General features: G+C 49.2%; 17 protein-coding genes. 6 read left to right on the top strand and 11 right to left on the bottom strand.

The annotated features are described in order from the left end of the window. Positions 1-125: 125 nt before the first annotated feature. From proY to phoB, 4 genes are all read right to left on the bottom strand, one after another. On the bottom strand, positions 126-1,532 hold the full coding sequence (gene proY / locus IO95_RS02415; RefSeq protein WP_023489488.1) for a proline-specific permease ProY: 1,407 nt from the start codon (positions 1,530-1,532) through the stop codon (positions 126-128). A 180-nt stretch (positions 1,533-1,712) separates the two neighbouring features. Then, positions 1,713-3,032, bottom strand: a complete 1,320-nt coding sequence (brnQ, locus tag IO95_RS02420; protein ID WP_023489487.1) for a branched-chain amino acid transport system II carrier protein — start codon at positions 3,030-3,032, stop codon at positions 1,713-1,715. A 483-nt stretch (positions 3,033-3,515) separates the two neighbouring features. Beyond that, a complete protein-coding gene (gene phoR, locus IO95_RS02425) occupies positions 3,516-4,838 on the bottom strand; it encodes a phosphate regulon sensor histidine kinase PhoR (RefSeq protein ID WP_023489486.1) in 1,323 nt (440 codons plus the stop codon). A 27-nt stretch (positions 4,839-4,865) separates the two neighbouring features. Further along, positions 4,866-5,555 carry a phosphate response regulator transcription factor PhoB gene (phoB, locus tag IO95_RS02430; RefSeq protein WP_023489485.1) on the bottom strand — a complete coding sequence of 230 codons (690 nt, stop codon included), beginning with the start codon at positions 5,553-5,555 and terminating at the stop codon, positions 4,866-4,868. 253 nt (positions 5,556-5,808) lie between these two features. Between phoB and sbcD the strand changes: the two genes are divergently transcribed. The 3 genes from sbcD (at position 5,809) to licT (ending at position 11,316) form a co-directional block, all read left to right on the top strand. After that, entirely contained in the window at positions 5,809-7,038 is a 1,230-nt protein-coding gene (sbcD, locus tag IO95_RS02435) for an exonuclease subunit SbcD (RefSeq protein WP_023489484.1), read from the top strand. Continuing rightward, positions 7,035-10,292, top strand: coding sequence for an exonuclease subunit SbcC (sbcC, locus tag IO95_RS02440; RefSeq protein WP_023489483.1), 3,258 nt, complete (start codon positions 7,035-7,037; stop codon positions 10,290-10,292). The genes sbcD and sbcC overlap by 4 nt, the downstream gene beginning before the upstream one ends. A 172-nt stretch (positions 10,293-10,464) precedes the next feature. Beyond that, the gene (gene licT, locus IO95_RS02445; protein ID WP_023489482.1) at positions 10,465-11,316 is read left to right on the top strand and encodes a BglG family transcription antiterminator LicT; all 852 of its coding nucleotides are present in this window, start codon (positions 10,465-10,467) and stop codon (positions 11,314-11,316) included. A 12-nt stretch (positions 11,317-11,328) separates the two neighbouring features. Here licT and mak read toward each other — a convergent pair whose 3' ends face one another. Next, on the bottom strand, positions 11,329-12,234 hold the full coding sequence (gene mak, locus IO95_RS02450) for a fructokinase (RefSeq protein ID WP_023489481.1): 906 nt from the start codon (positions 12,232-12,234) through the stop codon (positions 11,329-11,331). 323 nt (positions 12,235-12,557) lie between these two features. Here mak and rdgC point away from each other — a divergent pair, with 323 nt between their 5' ends. Next, entirely contained in the window at positions 12,558-13,469 is a 912-nt protein-coding gene (gene rdgC / locus IO95_RS02455) for a recombination-associated protein RdgC (protein WP_023489479.1), read from the top strand. Positions 13,470-13,568: 99 nt separating this feature from the next. Here the strand turns inward: rdgC and ppnP are convergent, their stop codons facing one another. From ppnP to murQ, 6 genes are all read right to left on the bottom strand, one after another. Continuing rightward, positions 13,569-13,859 carry a pyrimidine/purine nucleoside phosphorylase gene (gene ppnP / locus IO95_RS02460; RefSeq protein WP_023489478.1) on the bottom strand — a complete coding sequence of 97 codons (291 nt, stop codon included), beginning with the start codon at positions 13,857-13,859 and terminating at the stop codon, positions 13,569-13,571. Positions 13,860-14,068: 209 nt separating this feature from the next. Continuing rightward, complete coding sequence (aroL, locus tag IO95_RS02465) at positions 14,069-14,593, bottom strand: shikimate kinase AroL (RefSeq protein ID WP_023489477.1); 525 nt, start codon at positions 14,591-14,593, stop codon at positions 14,069-14,071. Positions 14,594-14,759: 166 nt separating this feature from the next. Continuing rightward, on the bottom strand, positions 14,760-15,059 hold the full coding sequence (locus IO95_RS02470) for a DUF333 domain-containing protein (RefSeq protein WP_023489476.1): 300 nt from the start codon (positions 15,057-15,059) through the stop codon (positions 14,760-14,762). Positions 15,060-15,131: 72 nt separating this feature from the next. Continuing rightward, the gene (pagP, locus tag IO95_RS02475) at positions 15,132-15,722 is read right to left on the bottom strand and encodes a lipid IV(A) palmitoyltransferase PagP (RefSeq protein WP_023489475.1); all 591 of its coding nucleotides are present in this window, start codon (positions 15,720-15,722) and stop codon (positions 15,132-15,134) included. Between the two features lie 128 nt (positions 15,723-15,850). After that, positions 15,851-17,302, bottom strand: coding sequence for a PTS N-acetylmuramic acid transporter subunit IIBC (murP, locus tag IO95_RS02480; RefSeq protein WP_023489474.1), 1,452 nt, complete (start codon positions 17,300-17,302; stop codon positions 15,851-15,853). Position 17,303: 1 nt separating this feature from the next. Next, positions 17,304-18,212 carry an N-acetylmuramic acid 6-phosphate etherase gene (gene murQ / locus IO95_RS02485; protein ID WP_023489473.1) on the bottom strand — a complete coding sequence of 303 codons (909 nt, stop codon included), beginning with the start codon at positions 18,210-18,212 and terminating at the stop codon, positions 17,304-17,306. 304 nt (positions 18,213-18,516) lie between these two features. On the opposite strand from murQ, the gene IO95_RS02490 reads away from it, so the two are divergent. Beyond that, the gene (locus tag IO95_RS02490; RefSeq protein WP_023489472.1) at positions 18,517-19,377 is read left to right on the top strand and encodes an SIS domain-containing protein; all 861 of its coding nucleotides are present in this window, start codon (positions 18,517-18,519) and stop codon (positions 19,375-19,377) included. Between the two features lie 172 nt (positions 19,378-19,549). Beyond that, entirely contained in the window at positions 19,550-19,891 is a 342-nt protein-coding gene (locus IO95_RS02495; protein ID WP_023489471.1) for an STAS domain-containing protein, read from the top strand. Positions 19,892-19,893: the final 2 nt, after the last annotated feature.

The raw sequence follows: 19,893 nt of genomic DNA on the forward strand, positions 1-19,893 counted from the left end.
ATTGCCCCCATGGCGAGGGCAAACATTAGCGGGGATTCTACCTGAAATGATTCGCGTATCCCCACCGCACAGCCAACCGCAGGGCGGCGGGGATACCGATTAATACCGAAGGAAAAGAGCCTTAATCAATCCTGCTGAGCGGCCTGCTTCAGCTGTTTCTTCTGGTACTTAATCATCGCAAAGTAGCCCAGCAGTAACACCGCTACCCACACCAAGCCGGCATACAGTGAAACACGTGTTGCCGGGAAGTAGCCAATCAGGCCGATAACAAAGACCAGAAAGAGAATGGCAATCACTGAAGTCACTACGCCACCACGCAGAGGGAAGGCCAGTTTGCTGACCTGCTCTTTGCTCAAACTACGGCGGAAAGCGATTTGTGAAATCAGGATCATGATCCACACCCACACGGTAGCAAAGGTTGCCAATGAAGCAATCACCAGGAATACGTTTTCCGGTATGATGTAGTTGAGATACACCGCAACCAGCAGTGCCGCCATCATGACCACCACCGTCACCCAAGGGATACCATTCTTGGAGATCTTGCTGAATATTTGCGGTGCATGACCTTGCTCTGCCAGACCGTGCATCATCCGCCCCACCCCAAACACATTACTGTTAATGGCGGACAATGATGCGGTGATCACCACAAAGTTGAGGATCCCCGCCGCAATGGTGATCCCTATATGTTGGAAGGTCAATACAAATGGGCTGCCATTAACGCCGACCTGATTCCATGGGTAGATGGACATAATGACAAACAGTGTCCCGACGTAGAATACCAGAATACGCCAAGGCACCGAGTTGATAGCTTTAGGGATCGAGACTTTCGGATCTTTGGCCTCACCAGCGGTGATACCGATAATCTCAATGCCGCCATAGGCAAATATCACCAATTGCAGCGACAAGATCATACCGATAAAGCCATTACTGAAGAAGCCTCCGTTGGTCCACAGATTGTGTATCCCGGTCGGTTGCCCGCCATTACCGATACCCCAGACAATGATACCGATACCAGCGACGATCATGACAATAATGGTGGCCACTTTGAAGAACGAGAACCAGAACTCCAGCTCGCCAAACACCTTAACACTCAACAGATTGATGGCACCGATAATCAGTACGATGCTCAACACCCAGATCCAGTGTGGTACTTCGGGGAACCAGACGCCCATATAGATGCCGAATGCCGTTACATCCGCAATGGCAACAATCAAGATCTCAAAACAGTAAGTCCAACCAGTGATATAACCCGCCATCGGGCCGAGATAATCCTGAGCATAACGAGAGAAGGAGCTGGCCTGCGGATTATTGACCGACATTTCCCCCAGTGCACGCATGATGATAAAGGCGACGATACCCCCGAGCAAATAGGCGAGCAACACACTAGGCCCCGCCATTTTGATCGCCTCTGCCGAACCGTAAAACAGACCGGTACCAATGGCAGAACCCAGCGCCATAAATCGTATATGGCGCGTACTAAGACCCCGTTTCAGCTTATTGCCCGGTGTTAAAGTGGATGATTGTTGTTGCATGAAAATGACCAGTCCTTGTTTAACATAAAAAACACGGACAAGTCCGTGTCCTATCTTTATACCCTTCGTCCTTCAAGCTGCATGAGTGTTAGCTGCGGTTACTCGCCTCATCCATGAGACCTCGCCCCCTACGGGGCCGCCTACCAGCAACTCGAATTATTTGGGATATAGATCATCAATTTAAGAGTGAACTGCTACTTGGTTACGAGCGAAAACGCGATCATAAATGGCAACCAGCAACAGCATCAACAACGAAGGAGGCAACCATGCCAACCCCTGCGCTGCCAGCGGCAAGTGATGAATCCATTCAGGCATCAAATCCACAAAAGGGGATGTCTTCACCGCATCTAGAATACCAAACAACAAGCTGACTAACATCACTGGCGCGATAATACGCGTAGCACTATTCCACCAACGCAGAGTAAAACTCAACACCACCAGCACAATACAAGGGGGATAAATCGCCGTCAGCACCGGTATAGAGAGCTGGATCAGATGGCTCAAGCCAAGATTGGAAACCAGCATCGAGAACAGACCCAGGATAAATACCAGTTTTTTATAAGATAACGGTAAATATTGTGCGAAAAACTCAGCACAAGCACAGGTCAGGCCAACCGCAGTCACCATACAGGCAATGAAGATCAATGCCGCCAGGAAGAAACTGCCCATGGTACCGAATGTATTTTGTACATAGGCATGCAAAATCACCGCACCATTGGTGGCCTCTGGCACCAGAACACCACTACCGGACCCCAACTTGAACAGACTCAGATAGACCAATGTCAATCCCACGCCAGCAATCAGACCCGCCAGGATGGTATAACGCGTCAACAATCCTCGATCTGTTACCCCACGGGAACGTGCGGCATTGACGATGACAATACCAAACACCATCGCCCCCAAGGTATCCATGGTCAGGTAGCCATTTATAAAGCCAGAAGAGAACGGCACACTCTGATAAGCCTCAACCGCTGGGATAGGTGCCCCCGCAGGCCAGAGCAGCGCAGCGATGCCCAGCATCGCCAGGGCAACAATTTTCACCGGTGCCAGAATATGGCCAACAGTATCGAGCAAACGCCCCGGATATAAAGAGATGCCAATCACCAGCACAAAATAGACTAGGCTATAGATAAATAGTGGCAGGGCACCACCACCGGTCAACGGAGCCATTCCCACTTCAAATGAAACGGTCGCCGTACGTGGCGTAGCGAACAGAGGCCCCACGGTGAGATAACAGACCGTCGCCAGCAGTAATCCTGCATGACGCCCTATTGGTGCGCTAAGGGTATCAACCCCCCCGCCAACACGAGCCAGTGCAATCACGGTGACTACCGGTAACCCCACCGCTGTCACCAGAAAACCGATTGCTGCAGTCCAAACATGTTCACCGGACTGTAGACCGACCATCGGTGGGAAGATAATGTTTCCTGCCCCGACGAATAAAGCAAAAGTCATAAAACCTAATGCCAGGATATCTTTTGACGCTAAGCGATGGCTCATAGGAGATTGCGCTGCCTGTTAAATGGAATAAATGATTGATTCTTAAAGATGAAGAGTAAGGGGAGGTTTACTCCAACAACGCAGGCTTAGTTAAACGTTTATACCCGTCTTCATGCAAGTTGCAGCAGCTTCTATCGATTATCAGCTATCTACAGACGAAGCTATTTAGAGGATATGGCCCTGAAAGGCAAGATGAAGAATAAAAAGCGGAACTTTCTACCAGAAATAGTTTTACAGGTAGTTGATAATGTCATTTTTTTCGTAATAAACACCATATGATTTGCTTAATTTTTAAACAAGTAACGCACAAAATGTGACAAATAAAGTTACAATTTACATTAAAAAACCGCTATTGATGTCTTAAGCGCGCAAGTTGCGCTTTTTTTGCCAATAACAGAATAGATGATGAGCTGAGAATTTCAATGTACCGGTGGGCTCAGGCTCACCCACTGTATCTGGATAAATAGCACAATCGCAGCGGTACTACTCGCCCATTTTCACCTTATTGTCGATGGATGTGGCTGGCACAATGAGTCGTTTAGGCAACGTAAAGATAAAGCGCGTACCTATGCCCGGGTCACTCAAAATCTCCAAGCGTGAATCATGATGACTCAGAGCATGTTTAACAATGGCCAACCCCAAACCACTGCCACCGGTCTGCTGTGAACGTGATTTATCAACGCGGTAGAAGCGTTCGGTCAAACGCGGAATATGTTCTGCAGCGATACCCGGCCCATTATCACTGACCTGGAACTGAGCACCCAGTGGCGTCTGCTGCCAACTTATCTCGATATGGGTGCCCTTTGGCGTGTGATTCACTGCGTTATACACCAGGTTCGATACGGCACTGTGTAGTTGATCTTCGTTACCAAATACCTGCAAATCTTCATTCACCCGGAAGCTAATCTGGTGATTCCCCGCACTCAGGGAATGCGCCTCTCGTTGCAATACACCCAGGATACGTGGAATATCCACCTTTTGGTTCATCGCGATACTTGGCGCAGTTTCAATACGTGACAACGTAAGCAACTGCTTCACCAAGCCATCCATGCGTTTGGTCTGTTCTTGCATGGTACTCAATGCTTTATCGCGCACTGAGCCCTCAAGGGCTTCGTCACTCATCATCTCCAAATAGCCCTGCAACACCGTTAACGGTGTGCGCAACTCATGGCTGACATTGGCAAAAAAATTACGCCGGGCCCCTTCCAACTGACGCTTCTGGGTGACATCACGGGCCACCATCAACAATTGCCCTTCGGAATAAGGCATAACGCGGAACTCAACAAAGCGCTCGTTATTCAAGTGCAATGTCAGAGGTTTCAAGAACGACTGCTGTTGCAGATATTGACTAAATTCGGGATAACGTATCAGGTTCAGAATATGTTGACCGTTATCTTCCGGCCAGCGGAAACCCAGCAAGTGCTGCGCCAGGCCGTTACACCAAAAAATATTACCTTCTATGGTGGTCATCACCACCGCATCGGGTAACGACTCCGCACCACTACGAAAACGTTTGATCAAGATGGCCAGTTCACGGCGGCGATGGCGGTTACGCTGCTGCATTTTATACAAACCATAAAACAGCGGTTCCCAGCTCCCATGTCCCGGGGGCGGCGTCATACTACGATCAACCCACAACCAGTGGGAAAGTTTCAGTTGGTTATAGAAATTCCAGGCGAGGGCTACCAACACCGATGCCAATAACAACCAAGACAAATAACCAAAAATCAACCCAAGCAATAAAGCAGGGAAGCAAAAAAGGGCCAGTTCCAGCAGCAGTCTCGTCCAGGATAAGCGTTCTAGCACAATAGTGTTTTCTCCAGCACAGGGCTGTCAGTAGCGCGTTGAAAAACGGTAGCCAGTACCGCGAACAGTTTGCACCATTCTATCATGACCACTGCTCTCCAGCGCCTTACGCAACCGGCGGATATGGACATCAACAGTACGGTCTTCAACATAAACATTAGTGCCCCAAACGTTATTCAACAACTGCTCGCGGCTGTAAACACGTTCGGGGTGGGTCATAAAGAAGTGCAGCAGCTTGAACTCAGTCGGCCCCATATCCAGTGCTAGCTCTTCAGCCATCACCCGATGTGAGGAAGGATCCAGGCTTAACCCCTGCATTTCAATCAATTCCTCTACGGCCATCGGTGAAATACGGCGCATCACCGCTTTGATCCGGGCCACCAACTCCTTGGGCGAGAAAGGCTTGATGATATAGTCATCGGCGCCCACTTCCAACCCTCGAACCCGATCTTCTTCTTCTCCGCGTGCGGTCAGCATCATCACCGGAATATCCCGTGTCATCGCCTCACGCTTCATATACTTGATAAACTGTATTCCGGATCCGCCAGGCAACATCCAGTCCAGTAACACCAGATCAGGAAACGGCTCAGACAGGCTCTTTACGGCGCTGTCATAATCCTCAGCTTCCAATGGTTGATAACCATTCTGTTCCAACACAAAGCACACCATTTCACGGATCGGCGCTTCGTCTTCTACCACCAGTATACGTATTGCCATCGTCAACCCTGCCAATGTGTTAGCGGCCTATTACACTCTGCCTGGTCATTATGCGTCAGTTTTATGACAGTTATATGAATAAAACCGCCCCGGGATGACGCTTGGCAGTGAGATTGTTTCAATCCTAGACAAAATACTTCGAGTTGCTTAACAAAACGCCATCCATCTTGTTCAGCGTTTGCCCCCTGCCTGCATCTTGATGGAACTTGGGTATATACTCTGGTGCTATCATCGTTGTCAGCCTGGAAGATTCATGCGCCTGATCCATACCTCTGACTGGCATTTAGGCCAGTACTTTTTCACCAAGAGCCGCGCCGCCGAGCATCAATCATTTCTGTGTTGGCTGGTTGAGCAGGTGCAACAGCATCAGGTCGATGCGCTAATTGTTGCCGGTGATCTGTTTGATACCGGCTCCCCACCTAGCTACGCACGGGAACTGTATAACCGTTTTGTGGTGCAACTACAACACACCGGTTGCCAGTTGGTGGTACTCGGTGGCAATCATGACTCAGTGGCCACACTCAATGAATCACGGGAACTGCTCTCTTGCCTGAACACCACAGTAATTGCCAATGCGCAAGCTGAAGTTGATCAACAAATTCGAGTGCTCAACCAGCGTGATGGCCAGCCAGGGGCGGTGCTCTGCGCGGTGCCTTTCTTGCGCCCTCGCGATTTAGTCACCAGCCAGGCGGGTGAATCGGGCAACCAGAAACAGCAGGTTTTACAACAAGCTATCGCCAATCATTACCATGAGCTGTATCAGTTGGCCTGTGCACGGCGCGATGCCCTGGGCCTACCCTTGCCGATTATTGCCAGCGGCCATCTGACGACCGTGGGGGTCACCACCTCAGATTCAGTGCGTGATATTTATATCGGTACGCTGGATGCCTTCCCTGCTCAGTTATTCCCCCCCGCCGACTACATTGCGCTGGGCCATATTCATCGTTCGCAATGTGTCGCTAAAACCCAGCATATCCGTTACAGCGGTTCGCCAATCCCGCTCAGTTTTGATGAATTGGGTAGCGCCAAGAGCGTATTGATGGTTGATTTCGCCGCCGGTGAACTACAGCAAGTCACGCCGCTGGAGGTACCTGTTTTCCAGCCGATGCAGTTGATCAAGGGTGATTTGCCACAAATCGAGACGCAATTACAGCAATTTGCCCACTATGAGGGGACATTACCGGTGTGGCTGGATATCGAAGTTGCTACGCAGGATTATCTCAGTGATATCCAGCGCCGCATTCAACAGTTAGCGGAAGATCTGCCGGTTGAAGTGGTGTTATTACGACGTGGTAAACAGCAACGGCAACAGGCGATTGACCGGCAAGAGAGAGAGACCTTGAATGAATTGAGTGTCGAAGAGGTGTTCCAGCGGCGATTAGCCCTGGAAACAGACCTGGACGAAGCACGCCAACAGCAGATGCGCCAACTGTTTCAGCACGTGGTGAATGACTTGCATCATCCTGAGGAGCCCTGCGCATGAAAATCCTGAGCTTAAGGCTGAAAAACCTCAATTCGCTGCAAGGTGAATGGAAAATTGACTTCACCACTGAACCTTTCGCCAGCAATGGTCTGTTTGCCATCACCGGCCCCACCGGTGCGGGTAAAACCACGTTACTGGACGCTATCTGCCTGGCGTTATATCACCAGACGCCGCGTCTGGAGGTCAGCGCCAGCCAGAATGAACTGATGACTCGGCACACCGCTGAGTCACTGGCAGAGGTGGAGTTTGAAGTAAAAGGGATCGGTTATCGTGCCTTCTGGAGCCAACGTCGAGCGAAAAACTCACCGGATGGCAGCCTGCAGGCGCCTAAAGTCGAACTGGCGCTACGAGAGAATGGCAAAATTTTGGCGGATAAAATTTCCGATAAAAAAGAGCTGATTGCCTCCATTACTGGGCTGGATTTTGGCCGTTTCACCAAATCGATGATGTTGTCTCAGGGGCAATTCGCCGCGTTTCTCAATGCCAAACCTAACGAACGTGCCGAGTTACTGGAAGAACTGACCGGCAGCGAAATTTATGGGCAACTTTCGGCCCGGGTGTTTGAACAACATAAACAGGCAAAAATCGAGCTGGATGTATTGCATCAGCAAGCTAACGGCATTGAACTGCTCAATGAGGAGCTACGCCAGACGCTGGAAAATCAACTCATCCAACTCAATAGTGAAGAGCAAGGTTTAAACCAACAGACGCAACGGCTACAACATCAGTTGAACTGGCTACAGCAGTGGCAAACCACGGCGCAACAAGTGCAACACCACCAGCAACAACTGACTGGGGTACAACAGGACTATCAGCAAGCAGAACCGCAATTACAGCAGTTGGCCCGCAGTGAACCCGCAGAAAAATTACGCCCACGGCTTGATGAACGCCAGCGTTGCCAGCAAGAGACGCGGTCTTTGCAACAACAAGCCGAACAATTGGCGCAGCAACAACAACAGCAACTCACTGCCTTGACCCCATTACAGCAACAATCCGATCAAGCGCAGGCGGCAAAGCAAACGCAAACGGCATACCAGCAACAACAGCAAACCTTGATTGCTGAAAAAGTAGCGCCATTAGACCAGCAGATAGCCCAACTGAAACACCAGTTGGCCGAGGCAACAAGACAAGGTGACGATCAGCAAAAGCTCAGTCAGGAGCAACAAAAAACGCTGGAAAAACTGACCCTAAGACGAGCCGAACTCACCACCTGGGCGGCACAATATCAGCACAAGCAAGCCTCACTGAATACGGTACTGGAGCAGCAGTTACCACAGCAAGCCGCACTTGAAGCCCAATTACCGTTAGAAAAACTGCGGGCCCGTCAGGCCGAACTGAATGGGCAGCGGCCTATTCGCCAACAGTTGTCCCATCTGGCGGTATTGTTTCAACAAAATCAGCAACACCTTGAGCAACAGCAGTTGGAGTTTACCCAGCGGCAACAACAGTTGATGGAGGTGGAACGTCAACTTGAGGTGACTCGCCAACAGTACCAACAGCAAAAGGCCCATTTGTTGGCGGTGGAGAAAAACCTTGAGTTTGAAAAACGTATCGTCAGCCTGGAAGCCGAACGAGCACGTTTGATCACTGATGCCCCTTGCCCCTTGTGTGGCTCGACACAGCACCCGGCAATCAAGCAGTACCAGGCGCTGAAACCGAGCGAGACGGAACAACAAGCCACTGAATTACGCGCAAAAACCGACGAGTTACATACCTTGGGCACCAAACTGCGCACGCAAAGTGAAAGCCTGAAACAGCAGCAACAACAGCTGCAAACCGCCGTTAACCAAGGGTTACAGCAACAGGAACAACTGATCAAAAACGGGCAACAGATTAGCGCCCCCTTGGCTTGCAATTTTACACTGCAAGACCACACGCAGTTATCAACCTGGTTAACCGCTTGCGACAGTGAAGAACAGGCTAATCAACAGTTACTGCAACAACATGAGCAAATCACGCGCGCGATACAACAAACCAAAGAGGAATTAACCACCCTGCAAAACCAGCACTTTGGTTCTCAGCAGGAAGCGGTACTCTTGAATGAACGTTTTGAGCGGCTAACGCAACAGCAAGCTGAAACTCAACAGCAATTAGCCAAGTGGCAACATTATTGTCAGACCAGTGAGCAACAACTGACTAGCCTCACCGCTGAACGCATCGCGCTGTTTGGCGAACAGTCGGTGGCCGAGGTAACTGAACAACTGAGACTCGCACAAAACCGGGTGGAAAATGCCTGCCAGCAAGCCACAGAACAGTTGCAGCAAGCCTTGGTACTGCGGGATCGTCTGGCGGGTCAACAACTGGCATTACAACAGCAGCAACAACATCATCATGGGCGGCTACAGCAGGCCGAGCAACAATGGCAGCTCGCATTGGCTAACAGTGACTTTGCCGACGAAGCGTCATTCAACGCCGCCTTACTTGGTGATGAACAGCGCCAGCAGTTGCAACAATATAAAGAACAGTTACAACAACGCCAGTTGCAAGCCACCACCCTGTTAGCTCAGGCGATACAAATGCAAGAACAGCAGCGCCAAAATCAACCCAGTGGTTTGGATGAGCGACTCACCAGTACCGAGCAACTGGCTACTGCGCTGAATGGCGTAGCGGAACAGTTAAAACTATTGCAGCAGCGCCAAGGGGAGGTCCGTAACCAATTGGGCAGCGATGCCGAACGTCGTCTTCATCAGCAATCATTGTTAACCCAGATTACCCACTGCCAACAGCAACATGACGACTGGAGTTTGCTCAATCAACTCATTGGTTCCAAAGAGGGGGACAAGTTCCGCAAGTTCGCCCAAGGCTTGACCCTTGACCACTTGGTTTATCTGGCCAATATCCAGCTTGCCCGTTTGCATGGCCGCTACCTGCTACAACGTAAAACGACGGATACGCTGGAGTTGCAGGTTGTCGATACCTGGCAAGCGGACGCTCTGCGTGATACTCGTACCCTTTCCGGTGGGGAAAGCTTTCTGGTCAGCCTGGCATTAGCCTTGGCGCTATCAGACTTGGTGAGCCACAAAACCAGTATCGATTCACTGTTCCTGGATGAAGGTTTCGGTACCTTGGATGCAGAAACATTAGATACCGCCTTGGATGCGCTAGACAACCTTAACGCCACGGGTAAAACCATCGGTGTCATCAGTCATATTGAAGCCATGAAAGAGCGCATTCCCGTGCAAATTAAGGTAAAGAAAATCAATGGATTGGGGTTAAGCCGTTTAGATGCCCAGTACCGTGTTGAATCACCTTAGTGGCCATAGTGTGATCACTGCGACAGTACATAGTGAAAAGCATTGAGCGACAAATGAAAATCGTTATCATGTCTGAAATAACAGGATTGTTACTGTGAATACAGGCAAAACCTGACTTTCGGGAGTTCTTCCGGGGTCAGGTTTTTTTGTTTTTAGCAGACAAGGAACCGCCATGAACATCGCCAAGATCCTCAATAACAACGTGGTAATTACGCTAAACGAGCGCCAGGAAGAGACGGTCGTTATGGGGCGTGGCATCGGCTTTAAAAAGAAAAGTGGCGATCCGGTGGATGAAAGCCTGATCGAAAAGGTGTTCACTCTCAATAGTGGTGAAATCGGTGAACGCTACAAAGAACTGTTGGCAGAAATCCCATTAACCTGCATCACTACGGCGGATAAAATCATCACCCTCGCCCGCGAACGCTTAGCGGGTAAATTGCACAATATTGTATACATTACATTGACTGACCACATCCATTTCGCCTTGCAACGCCATGCACAGGGTCTGGCTATCAAGAACGTCTTGTTATGGGAAATAAAGAAACTCTATTCAAACGAATTTGCTGTTGGGCTGGAGGCTTTAAATATCATTACTCAGCGATTGGCGGTCACCTTACCGGAGGACGAAGCCGGTTTTATTGCCTTGCACTTGGTCAATGCCCAGTTAAATGACGAAATGCACAATACTCTGCATATCACCCGGGTGATGCAGGAGATCCTCAATATCGTCAAATACCATTTCCGCTTTGACTATAATGAGGAAACCCTGAGTTACCACCGCTTTCTCACTCATTTGAAATTCTTTGCCCAACGTTTGTTAGGTAAAAATTACGTCGACAGCCATGATGATTCGCTCTATCAGGTGGTCAAGGATAAATATGGCGAATCCTTCGCCTGCGTTGGCAAAATAAGCCAATATATCGCTCAACACTATCAGCACTCGTTAACCCATGAGGAGATGATGTTTTTGACCATCCATATTGAGCGGGTGCGCAGTGAGAATGCCCCAATCGCCAAGAGGTAAACAACAACCGGGCTAGAGTGGCCACAACCATGCCGCCCCCCTTACACCGCTGGAATCCCCGTGCATCGCTTGGCGAACCGGGGTTTGACACTCCCCGCCAAATACCCAGGATTTCAGTTGTGGCGGTACAGTCTGATACAAACGCGCGATATTGCTCATTCCCCCGCCGAGTACGATCACATCAGGGTCAAAGAGGTTGATCACATGAGCTAATGATTTTGCTAGCCGTAACTCGTAACGCTGTATGGCCAACAACGCCAATTTATCCTGCTGCGCCACCAATGCCATAATCTCATCGCCTTTCAGCCGATGGCCACTCAGCCGTGCGTAATCTGTGGCAAACCCGGTGCCGGAAATAAAAGTTTCAATACACCCTTGTTTGCCACAGTAGCAAGGCACTTCAGCACGAAAACGCAGTTCATCATCATCCAGCCAAGGGAGAGGATTATGGCCCCATTCACCGGAAATCCCATTTCCCCCGGCATGTACCTGGCCGTTAATAGCCACACCGGCACCACACCCAGTACCAATGATCACCGCAAAAACAGTTGATTTACCGGCAGCGGCCCCATCGGTGGCTTCAGATACCGCCAGACAGTTGGCATCGTTAGCCAACCGCACTTCGCGCTGTAGCAGAGTGGACAGGTCTTTATCCAGCGGTTTACCATTTAACCAGGTTGAGTTGGCATTTTTCACTAAACCGGTAAACGGCGACAGTGTCCCTGGAATACCCACCCCGACGGTCCCGGATTGCGCGGTTTTTTCTTCTGCCAACCTCACCAAGCCAGTAATCGCCTGCAATGTCTGCTGATAATCATCACGAGGTGTCGCAATGCGGTGACGGAATAGTTCTTGCCCGTCGTTCGCCAGTGCTATCACCTCAATTTTAGTCCCTCCCAGATCGATACCAATACGCACTATGACTCTCCTCAATATTCGACGATGGCAAACTTAGGCCCAGTGTGATCCATAACCCTGTCACTCGATGCTGATTATAGACTCAAGTTGATTCACGTTGCAGGGGCTCTAGGTGCCTACGTTACCCCATCTATCTGCGCCTCACTCCGAATTGATCCTCTTACCCGTGAGTTGCGAGCTGAATCACCACGCGACAGGCGATTTTTCAGCATCAATTCGTTATTATGCCGCTCTGCTTTTGACGAATCAGCGTGCGCGCTACCCATATTTATACTCAAGTTGCAGCGATGGGTACCCATGCACACCTAGCCAGGAAGAACATTATGCTATGGTTTAAAAATTTGATGGTTTACCGCTTGAGCCGTGACGTTGCACTCAATGCTGACGAGATGGAAAAACAGCTTGGCAACTTTAGCTTCACTCCCTGTGGCAGCCAGGATATGGCAAAAACTGGCTGGGTTTCGCCGATGGGGTCTCATAGTGATGCACTGACACATTCGGTGAATGGCCAAATCATGATCTCTGTGCGTAAAGAAGAGAAGATCCTGCCCTCTCCGGTGATCAAACAGGAATTACAGGCGAAGATTGAAAAACTGGAAGGTGAGCAACACCGTAAGTTGAAAAAAACCGAGAAAGATTCGCTGAAAGACGAAGTGTTACACAGCTTATTACCCCGTGCCTTCAGCCGTTTTAACCAAACCAATATGTGGATCGATACGGTTAACAGCCTGATTATTGTCGATGCCGCTAGTGCCAAGCGTGCCGAAGACTCGCTGGCGTTATTGCGCAAAAGTCTTGGTTCACTGCCGGTAGTGCCATTAACCATGGAAAGCCCGATTGAACTGACACTAACCGAATGGGTACGTTCGGGTGAACTGCCTGCCGGTTTTAATATTCAGGATGAAGCCGAACTGAAAGCCATTCTGGAAGAAGGTGGCGTGATCCGTTGCAAAAAACAGAACCTGGTCAGTGATGAGATAGCCGTACATATTGAAGCCGGTAAACTGGTCACTAAGCTGGCCGTAGACTGGCAAGAACGCATTCAACTGATCCTGGCGGATGATGGCTCATTCAAGCGTCTGAAATTTGCCGACACCTTACGTGACCAGAACGATGATATTGATCGTGATGATTTTGCCCAGCGTTTCGATGCTGACTTTATCCTAATGACCAGTGAGCTGGCGGCGTTGATCAGCAATACTATTGAGGCCCTGGGGGGAGAGGCTCAGCGCTAAGGCACAATTTGAATTACAGGCTTATGGGCGCGCCTGCGCGCCCAATATTCCCTTCACCAATGACGCTGCAGGGGTGTTAACTGCAGCTTAAACGAGCGATTATTTGCTCAGGTAACGGCACAAATAGGCTGTAGTATCAGCAACCTGCAAATTGAATTCACTGTGGTCCGGGACAAAGAACTTTTCACCGGAAGTAAACACTTGCCAATCAGGCGCGCCTGGTACTAACACTCTTAATGCACCAGAAATAACGGTCATCTCTTCCGGCTGTGCGGTACTGAAGGTGTACTCTCCCTTCTCCATTACCCCAACGCTGGTACGACCAATGCTGTTACTTTCGAAACCGATAGACTTCACTTTTCCAGCAAAATATTCATTTACTTTCAGCATGACTGACCCCGCGTAATCATATTGGTTGAATCCCCATATTGAGGTATTAAGCCAGGGTCTGTCACTGGTTTTTCATGGGAAATGCGATCATTTACCCAAGTTGATGCAAGTTGCCACTAAAAGACCCGTGGCGTGATGCAAATAAACTGACAACAGTAGGCGATGCTCAGCGGAAGCACCGCAGGTTGATGCGGTATATAAACGGGGAGTTATTGAATGGCTTGATGCTGCAAAACGGCCAGGATCTGCGCAATAACCTGTTGTGGGTTGGCACTGGCATCCATAACATAATCGGCCACTTCCTGATAAAGCGCTTCACGTGCTGCCAGCACTTCCTGCATCTCTTCAGCAATGGGACGCCCAGTCAATGTGGGGCGCTGTCCTTCTTGCGGATACTCTTCCAGCCGCTGGGCCAGCACGTTGGCTGGGGCACGCAGATAAATCACTATGCCATGCTGACGCATAAAACGCCGATTCTCTTCAGCCAGAATCGCCCCGCCGCCAGTGGCAACAATGGTTGACGGTTGTTTCAGCGCTTGCAGTGCCAACGTTTCACGACGACGGAAACCGGGCCACCCCTCCTGCGCCACCATTTCCGCAATACTCATTTGCGCAGTTTGCTGCATAAACAGATCGGTATCAACAAACTGGTAACCCAGAGCCTGCGCCAAAGCACGACCAACCGTGGTTTTACCTGCTCCGCGAGCGCCTACCATAAAAATGGTTTGTGTCATGACGGGTTGTCCCTTATGCAGTAACTGAGTACATGGCATGGCCTGCACAGCAAGAGGCTGGCGGCCCGAACATCAATAATGCTGCAGCATCATACCGCCCTCGCGCCGTATTTCAATCTTTACGGTGCTGTATACCCGTCATCATCCAAGCTGTGGGGTGATAATGCTATTTTTTCACCGGGTGATCGCGGCGATACAACGTCCAGCTCTCTATTTCCTGCCCATTTGGCAAGGTACAGGTGGAATACTGGCCTTGAGGGTTCTGCTTGGCATTCAACTTACCGCCGATCTGGATACAATAAACATCTGCCGGGTTTGCCATGCCGACATTTTTATCCACTTGCGGTGGTAATGGGGCCTCACGATTGCTCGGCACAGGGTTCACCTGCTCGGGATGATTTGATGTGGTACACCCAGACAGTAAAACAGCACCAGCAAACAGAGAAAGCATCAGGAACTTTTGCATTGATATTCGCCTGTATTTTAAGCGTTCAAATAGTATAGAAGCAGCAAAATAGTTTGCTGTTTAGAGAGAAAATCAGAACTGCCAGCGTAACCAGCCGAAGAGAACATTACCATTATTGTAGGTGCCGGGAATATAGGTGGCCTGGAAGGTAATTTGCTGATAACCGATAGAGGCCAATGGTAACGGAGCAGGAATCGGAATATAACTCCAATTATCGCGCGCCGTCACACTGGCGGTAAACCCGAGACCTAAGCGAAAATCCTCTCCCGCCACCGGGCGCCAGATTTTCTCATAGGCATAACCGCCAATCGGTTCCCATTTATTGAACGAGTCCTTAAATGCCATAAAGTAAATAGCGTGCCAGTCGCCATCTTGATCAAAACGGGAAATGCCGTAGCCCGCCCCCCAAGGACGTTCATTGTAAGAGTCAAGTTTTTCCTGGTCGTAAGTCCAACGGTTATGCCAGGTAATGACGGGCAGATAAAACTCTTTATTCGGTGAATTGTTCCAGGTTTCCGCTACATTGCTGGTAAAGCGCCCCCGCCAGCCAGACTCTGGTTGAGCTTCCCTATTGCTATTTTCGGAACTAACCTCGGCATAAGAAGGTAGTGCAGAAAACATCAATACCAAACTAGAGGCTAAAAGGGTCTTGCCAAAAAACATTATGAAATCCCTGTCATAACAAAGCTGGGGATTTTACTGAATTCAGTATGAGCAAATCAAGCGGTTTCAAGTTGCGGGGGTTGGTACCTTTTCTTCCCCGCAACTTGAATAAAATTAACGCTAAAACATCAGCTTAAATCAACATCCTTGCTGCCAAAAAGCCAAGTTAAAATAAAACCGGCGATGTAAGAGATGAACAGACCAGCAATATAAACCATCATGCCGGCAAAAATGCCTTTCGCTGACGTCATCAAGGGGATAGACACCAGACCCGATGGGCCAAATACCGTATTCAACCCCACCGGCAGCCCCATCCAGGCAACCAGACCAATAAAGAACCCGCCAACCGCACCACCTAAACAAGCGGTAACAAACGGCTTCAAACGCGGCAACGTCACCCCATAAATCAGAGGTTCGCCAATCCCTAACAGCCCAGGGAAGATGGCCCCTTTAATCTGGGTGCGCAACAAGGAACCTTTCGGTGAACGGAAGAACAGTGCCAATGAAGCCCCAACCTGCCCTGCCCCTGCCATCGCCAGGATTGGAAACAGTGAGTTAAAGCCCTGTGCATCCATTAACGCGAAATAAACCGGTACAAAGCCTTGATGGATACCAAAAACAACCGCGATCAAGAAAAGACCCGCCAGGATGGCCGTTCCAAACGGGTTACCGTTCAGGTGCATAAACAACCAGGACATACCTTTGAACAGTTCACCACCGATCGGCATGATGACCACAAAAGTAATCGCACCCGTAATCAGTAAGGTAATGGTTGAAGTCAGGATCATATCCAGATTATCGGGAATAAACCGGCGTACCTGCCGTTCAATCCACGCCCCCATGATACAGGCCAGCAACACACCAATAATATTGCCGCGAGGATCAATGGTTAGCCCAAAAAAATCACTCATGCCGGCATAGTAGCCAACCGTACCTTCCGGCACGTAGCGCAAAATAAACAGTGAAGCGATGATCGCCCCATTGACGCCAGTACCACCAAAGGCTTTTTGCGTGTTAAAGCCAATCAGAATGCTCAGGAAAGTAAACAGACCGATGCTAAACACCTTCATGTAAGCCATCAGCCCTTTTAACCAGGCTGCTGGGGCGACTCCCTCTACCACCAACGTTTGCTGTAACAGCGTGGAGATCCCCAATAACAGGCCTGCGGCGATAAACCCCGGGATCAGTGGTGTAAAGATAGTGGCAAATTTGGTCAGGAAATTATGTACTGCGCTATTTTGCTTAGACTTCATCTGCTGCTTTTTCTGACTGGCCAGCGCTTGTAAGTCAAGCTGTGGCTCACTGTCAGACGCTTGCTGTGGTGCATCCGCCAGCAGGGCATTCATCATCTCACTTGCGGTCTGCGCTTTACCCGGGCCGAGGATGATCTGCAATTGGTCATCACCATTCACTACCCCCATCACTCCGGGTATTTTTTTGAGTTCCTCTAGCTGGATATACTCACGATCTTTTAACGTTAGACGCAGTCTGGTCATGCAGTTACCGCAGATAACGATATTTTTACTGCCCCCCGTCAAGTGTAAAATCTGCTCTATCATAGAAACGGTTATTTTAGCCATGTTATGCCTGTATCCCTTGCAGCGTTTTACGAATAAACCCTTTGTTTTTACTCAGCATCTCCCCTGCTTGTTGCGCAGATAGCCCACCCAGGACCATCACAATCGCAGTTTTACAGTGGCGATGACATTCATTGAGTGCTTTTTCAGCCTCTTCAGGGCTACACTCCGTGGCTTCAACCACAATGTTGACCTGGCGTTGAACCAGCTTGGCGTTAGTGGCTTCAACATCAACCATCAGGTTACTATATACTTTGCCACTACGGATCATCGCACCCGTAGTGATCATATTAAGGATCAACTTCTGAGCCGTTCCCGCTTTCATGCGTGAGGAGCCGGTGACCACTTCCGGGCCAACCACGGGTTCAATCGCGATATCGGCTGCTTTGCTCATTTCACTGTTTTGATTACAGGAGATAGCAACAACGGTGGCGCCAACGCTACGAGCATAAGCCATTGCCCCTAACACATAGGGTGTACGGCCACTCGCTGCAATGCCAACCAATACGTCACGGGCATTGAAATCAAGATTGCATAAATCCTGCTTGCCCAATTCCGGGTTGTCTTCCGCATTCTCAACGGCTTGCAAAATGGCCGTATGACCACCAGCAATCAGGCCGATAACCAGCTCACGTGGCGTGCCATAGGTTGGTGGGCATTCACTCGCATCCAGAATCCCCAAGCGCCCTGAGGTGCCAGCTCCACAGTAAATCAGTCTGCCACCGTTAGCGAAAGCGTCCACCACCCGATCAACTACTGTAGCAACCTCTGGCAATACCGCTTCCACTGCAAGAGGGACTTTTTGATCCTCTTTGTTGATCACCGCCAACATATCGAGCGTCGGCAGGGTATCAATTTCAGCGCTGGCTGGGTTGCGGCTTTCTGTCATCATCTTGCTTAAATTAATCTTCATGGTGCTTCCATCTGTGTCGGTTTTCCGCCATGGTAAGGAATTATTTATTCTTAAAATGTGATAGAGGTCACGGTAAATCGATTCCTTTTTAGCCAGACATAAGGAATAAATTGCTAATATAAATGGGGGTATAAAGAGTGACAAAAATAACATTCCAAGTAAATTCAGTTAACTATACAAATGGAATAGTTATAGCCAACATAGGAATAATCTATACCCAATTTTTCCAAACTATCACTGCACGCAGTCTATAGCGGCAACTTGCATAAATTAAAGTGTTTATACACACAGGGGAGTATTTTCAATGTCCGTGCTAACCCAAATCACCTGGTTATTACCAGAACTTGCTGAAAATCAAAAAAAAATTGCAAAATATATTTTAGATAACCCTGAATCGATACTGAATATCTCTTCTTCTCGCTTTGCTGAAGCAGCCGGAGTCAGCCAGTCTGCCATCGTAAAATTCAGCCAAAAAATCGGCATGAAGGGCTTCCCGGCACTGAAGATTGCCATCAGTGAAGAACTGGGTAGAAATAACCTCTTCAAATCTTATCCACACCAGGCTTTGCATAACACCATCTCATCGGAAGATTCACTGATGGTGATGGCGCAAAAACTCGCCCATGAAAAAACCATGGCTATCCTGGAAACAACCAAAAGAATTAATTTCTCTGTTTTTCATAAAGTTATCGATATTATCAATAACGCTAATCGTGTACAGATTGTCGGGATTTGGGGGTCAGGGCTGACAGCAAAAGATCTCAGTTACAAATTGCAGAAGATAGGTATTCTCAGCCTTGCAGAAGCCGACCTTCATGTGCAACTTGCCACGGCCCAGGCCCTGACGCCAAAAGATGTACAAATTGTTCTGTCGTTCAGTGGTAAAAGAAAAGAGATGCGCCTCGCCGCCACCATGGCAAAAGAGAAAGGGGCAAAGGTCATCGTTATCACCGGTGACCCATCGACTTCGTTGGCCAAGATAGCCAATTATGTGCTGGAAAGTGTCTCGGATGAAAATGAGTGGCGCAGTTCTTCTATCTCTTCCCGGACAGCGCAGAATACGCTGACCGATTTAATCTTCCTCGCCTTGATGCAACGGCGTAAAGAACTTGCCAAACCGCTGGTGCGCAATGCCAGTATGACCATCAATAAGCTGGAGGGTTAAATCCCCCCACGGTTGTCTGGTTAAGCTGAGTGAGTACCCGCTACATGGTGTTCAATTGAAAGGCGGAAACCCTGTGCTACGCTTATACCCAAGTCATTAAAACGATACTTGAAATTGCAGAACGTAGAACAATCGCTGTTCCTCCCCACCAACAGCACAGTAAGGATAAAAAATGAATTTTGAAACTCAGTCAGTTGGCAATGTCTTGGTGGTCTCGCCCTTGAGCCGGCGACTAGATGCCTCCCTGTCAATGCAATTTAAAGAAGAGATACAAGCCATGATCGTACAGGGGAGCAATCGTATTTTACTCGATTTTAGTCAGGTCGATTTTATTGATAGTAGTTGCTTAGGGGCATTGGTCTCTCTATTGAAAACCTTGCAGGGTAAGGGCCAACTCGCCATTTGCTCATTGAACAGTAATATTCAAGGCATGTTCAAATTAACCCGGATGGATAAGATATTTACTATCGGAGTTGATCAGCAGACTACATTACAACAAATGTCCCAGCAGTAGAT

This window comes from Serratia sp. DD3, assembly GCF_000496755.2.

Bases quoted from the DNA above. Each gene is read 5' to 3' on its own strand.
- sbcD (WP_023489484.1), top strand. From the start codon at position 5,809: ATGCGCCTGATCCATACCTCTGACTGGCATTTAGGCCAGTACTTTTTC.
- rdgC (WP_023489479.1), top strand. From the start codon at position 12,558: ATGCTATGGTTTAAAAATTTGATGGTTTACCGCTTGAGCCGTGACGTT.
- brnQ (WP_023489487.1), bottom strand. From the start codon at position 3,032: ATGAGCCATCGCTTAGCGTCAAAAGATATCCTGGCATTAGGTTTTATG.
- proY (WP_023489488.1), bottom strand. From the start codon at position 1,532: ATGCAACAACAATCATCCACTTTAACACCGGGCAATAAGCTGAAACGG.
- phoB (WP_023489485.1), bottom strand. From the start codon at position 5,555: ATGGCAATACGTATACTGGTGGTAGAAGACGAAGCGCCGATCCGTGAA.
- aroL (WP_023489477.1), bottom strand. From the start codon at position 14,593: ATGACACAAACCATTTTTATGGTAGGCGCTCGCGGAGCAGGTAAAACC.
- murQ (WP_023489473.1), bottom strand. From the start codon at position 18,212: ATGAAGATTAATTTAAGCAAGATGATGACAGAAAGCCGCAACCCAGCC.
- ppnP (WP_023489478.1), bottom strand. From the start codon at position 13,859: ATGCTGAAAGTAAATGAATATTTTGCTGGAAAAGTGAAGTCTATCGGT.
- sbcC (WP_023489483.1), top strand. From the start codon at position 7,035: ATGAAAATCCTGAGCTTAAGGCTGAAAAACCTCAATTCGCTGCAAGGT.
- IO95_RS02490 (WP_023489472.1), top strand. From the start codon at position 18,517: ATGTCCGTGCTAACCCAAATCACCTGGTTATTACCAGAACTTGCTGAA.
- IO95_RS02470 (WP_023489476.1), bottom strand. From the start codon at position 15,059: ATGCAAAAGTTCCTGATGCTTTCTCTGTTTGCTGGTGCTGTTTTACTG.
- licT (WP_023489482.1), top strand. From the start codon at position 10,465: ATGAACATCGCCAAGATCCTCAATAACAACGTGGTAATTACGCTAAAC.
- murP (WP_023489474.1), bottom strand. From the start codon at position 17,302: ATGGCTAAAATAACCGTTTCTATGATAGAGCAGATTTTACACTTGACG.
- pagP (WP_023489475.1), bottom strand. From the start codon at position 15,722: ATGTTTTTTGGCAAGACCCTTTTAGCCTCTAGTTTGGTATTGATGTTT.
- IO95_RS02495 (WP_023489471.1), top strand. From the start codon at position 19,550: ATGAATTTTGAAACTCAGTCAGTTGGCAATGTCTTGGTGGTCTCGCCC.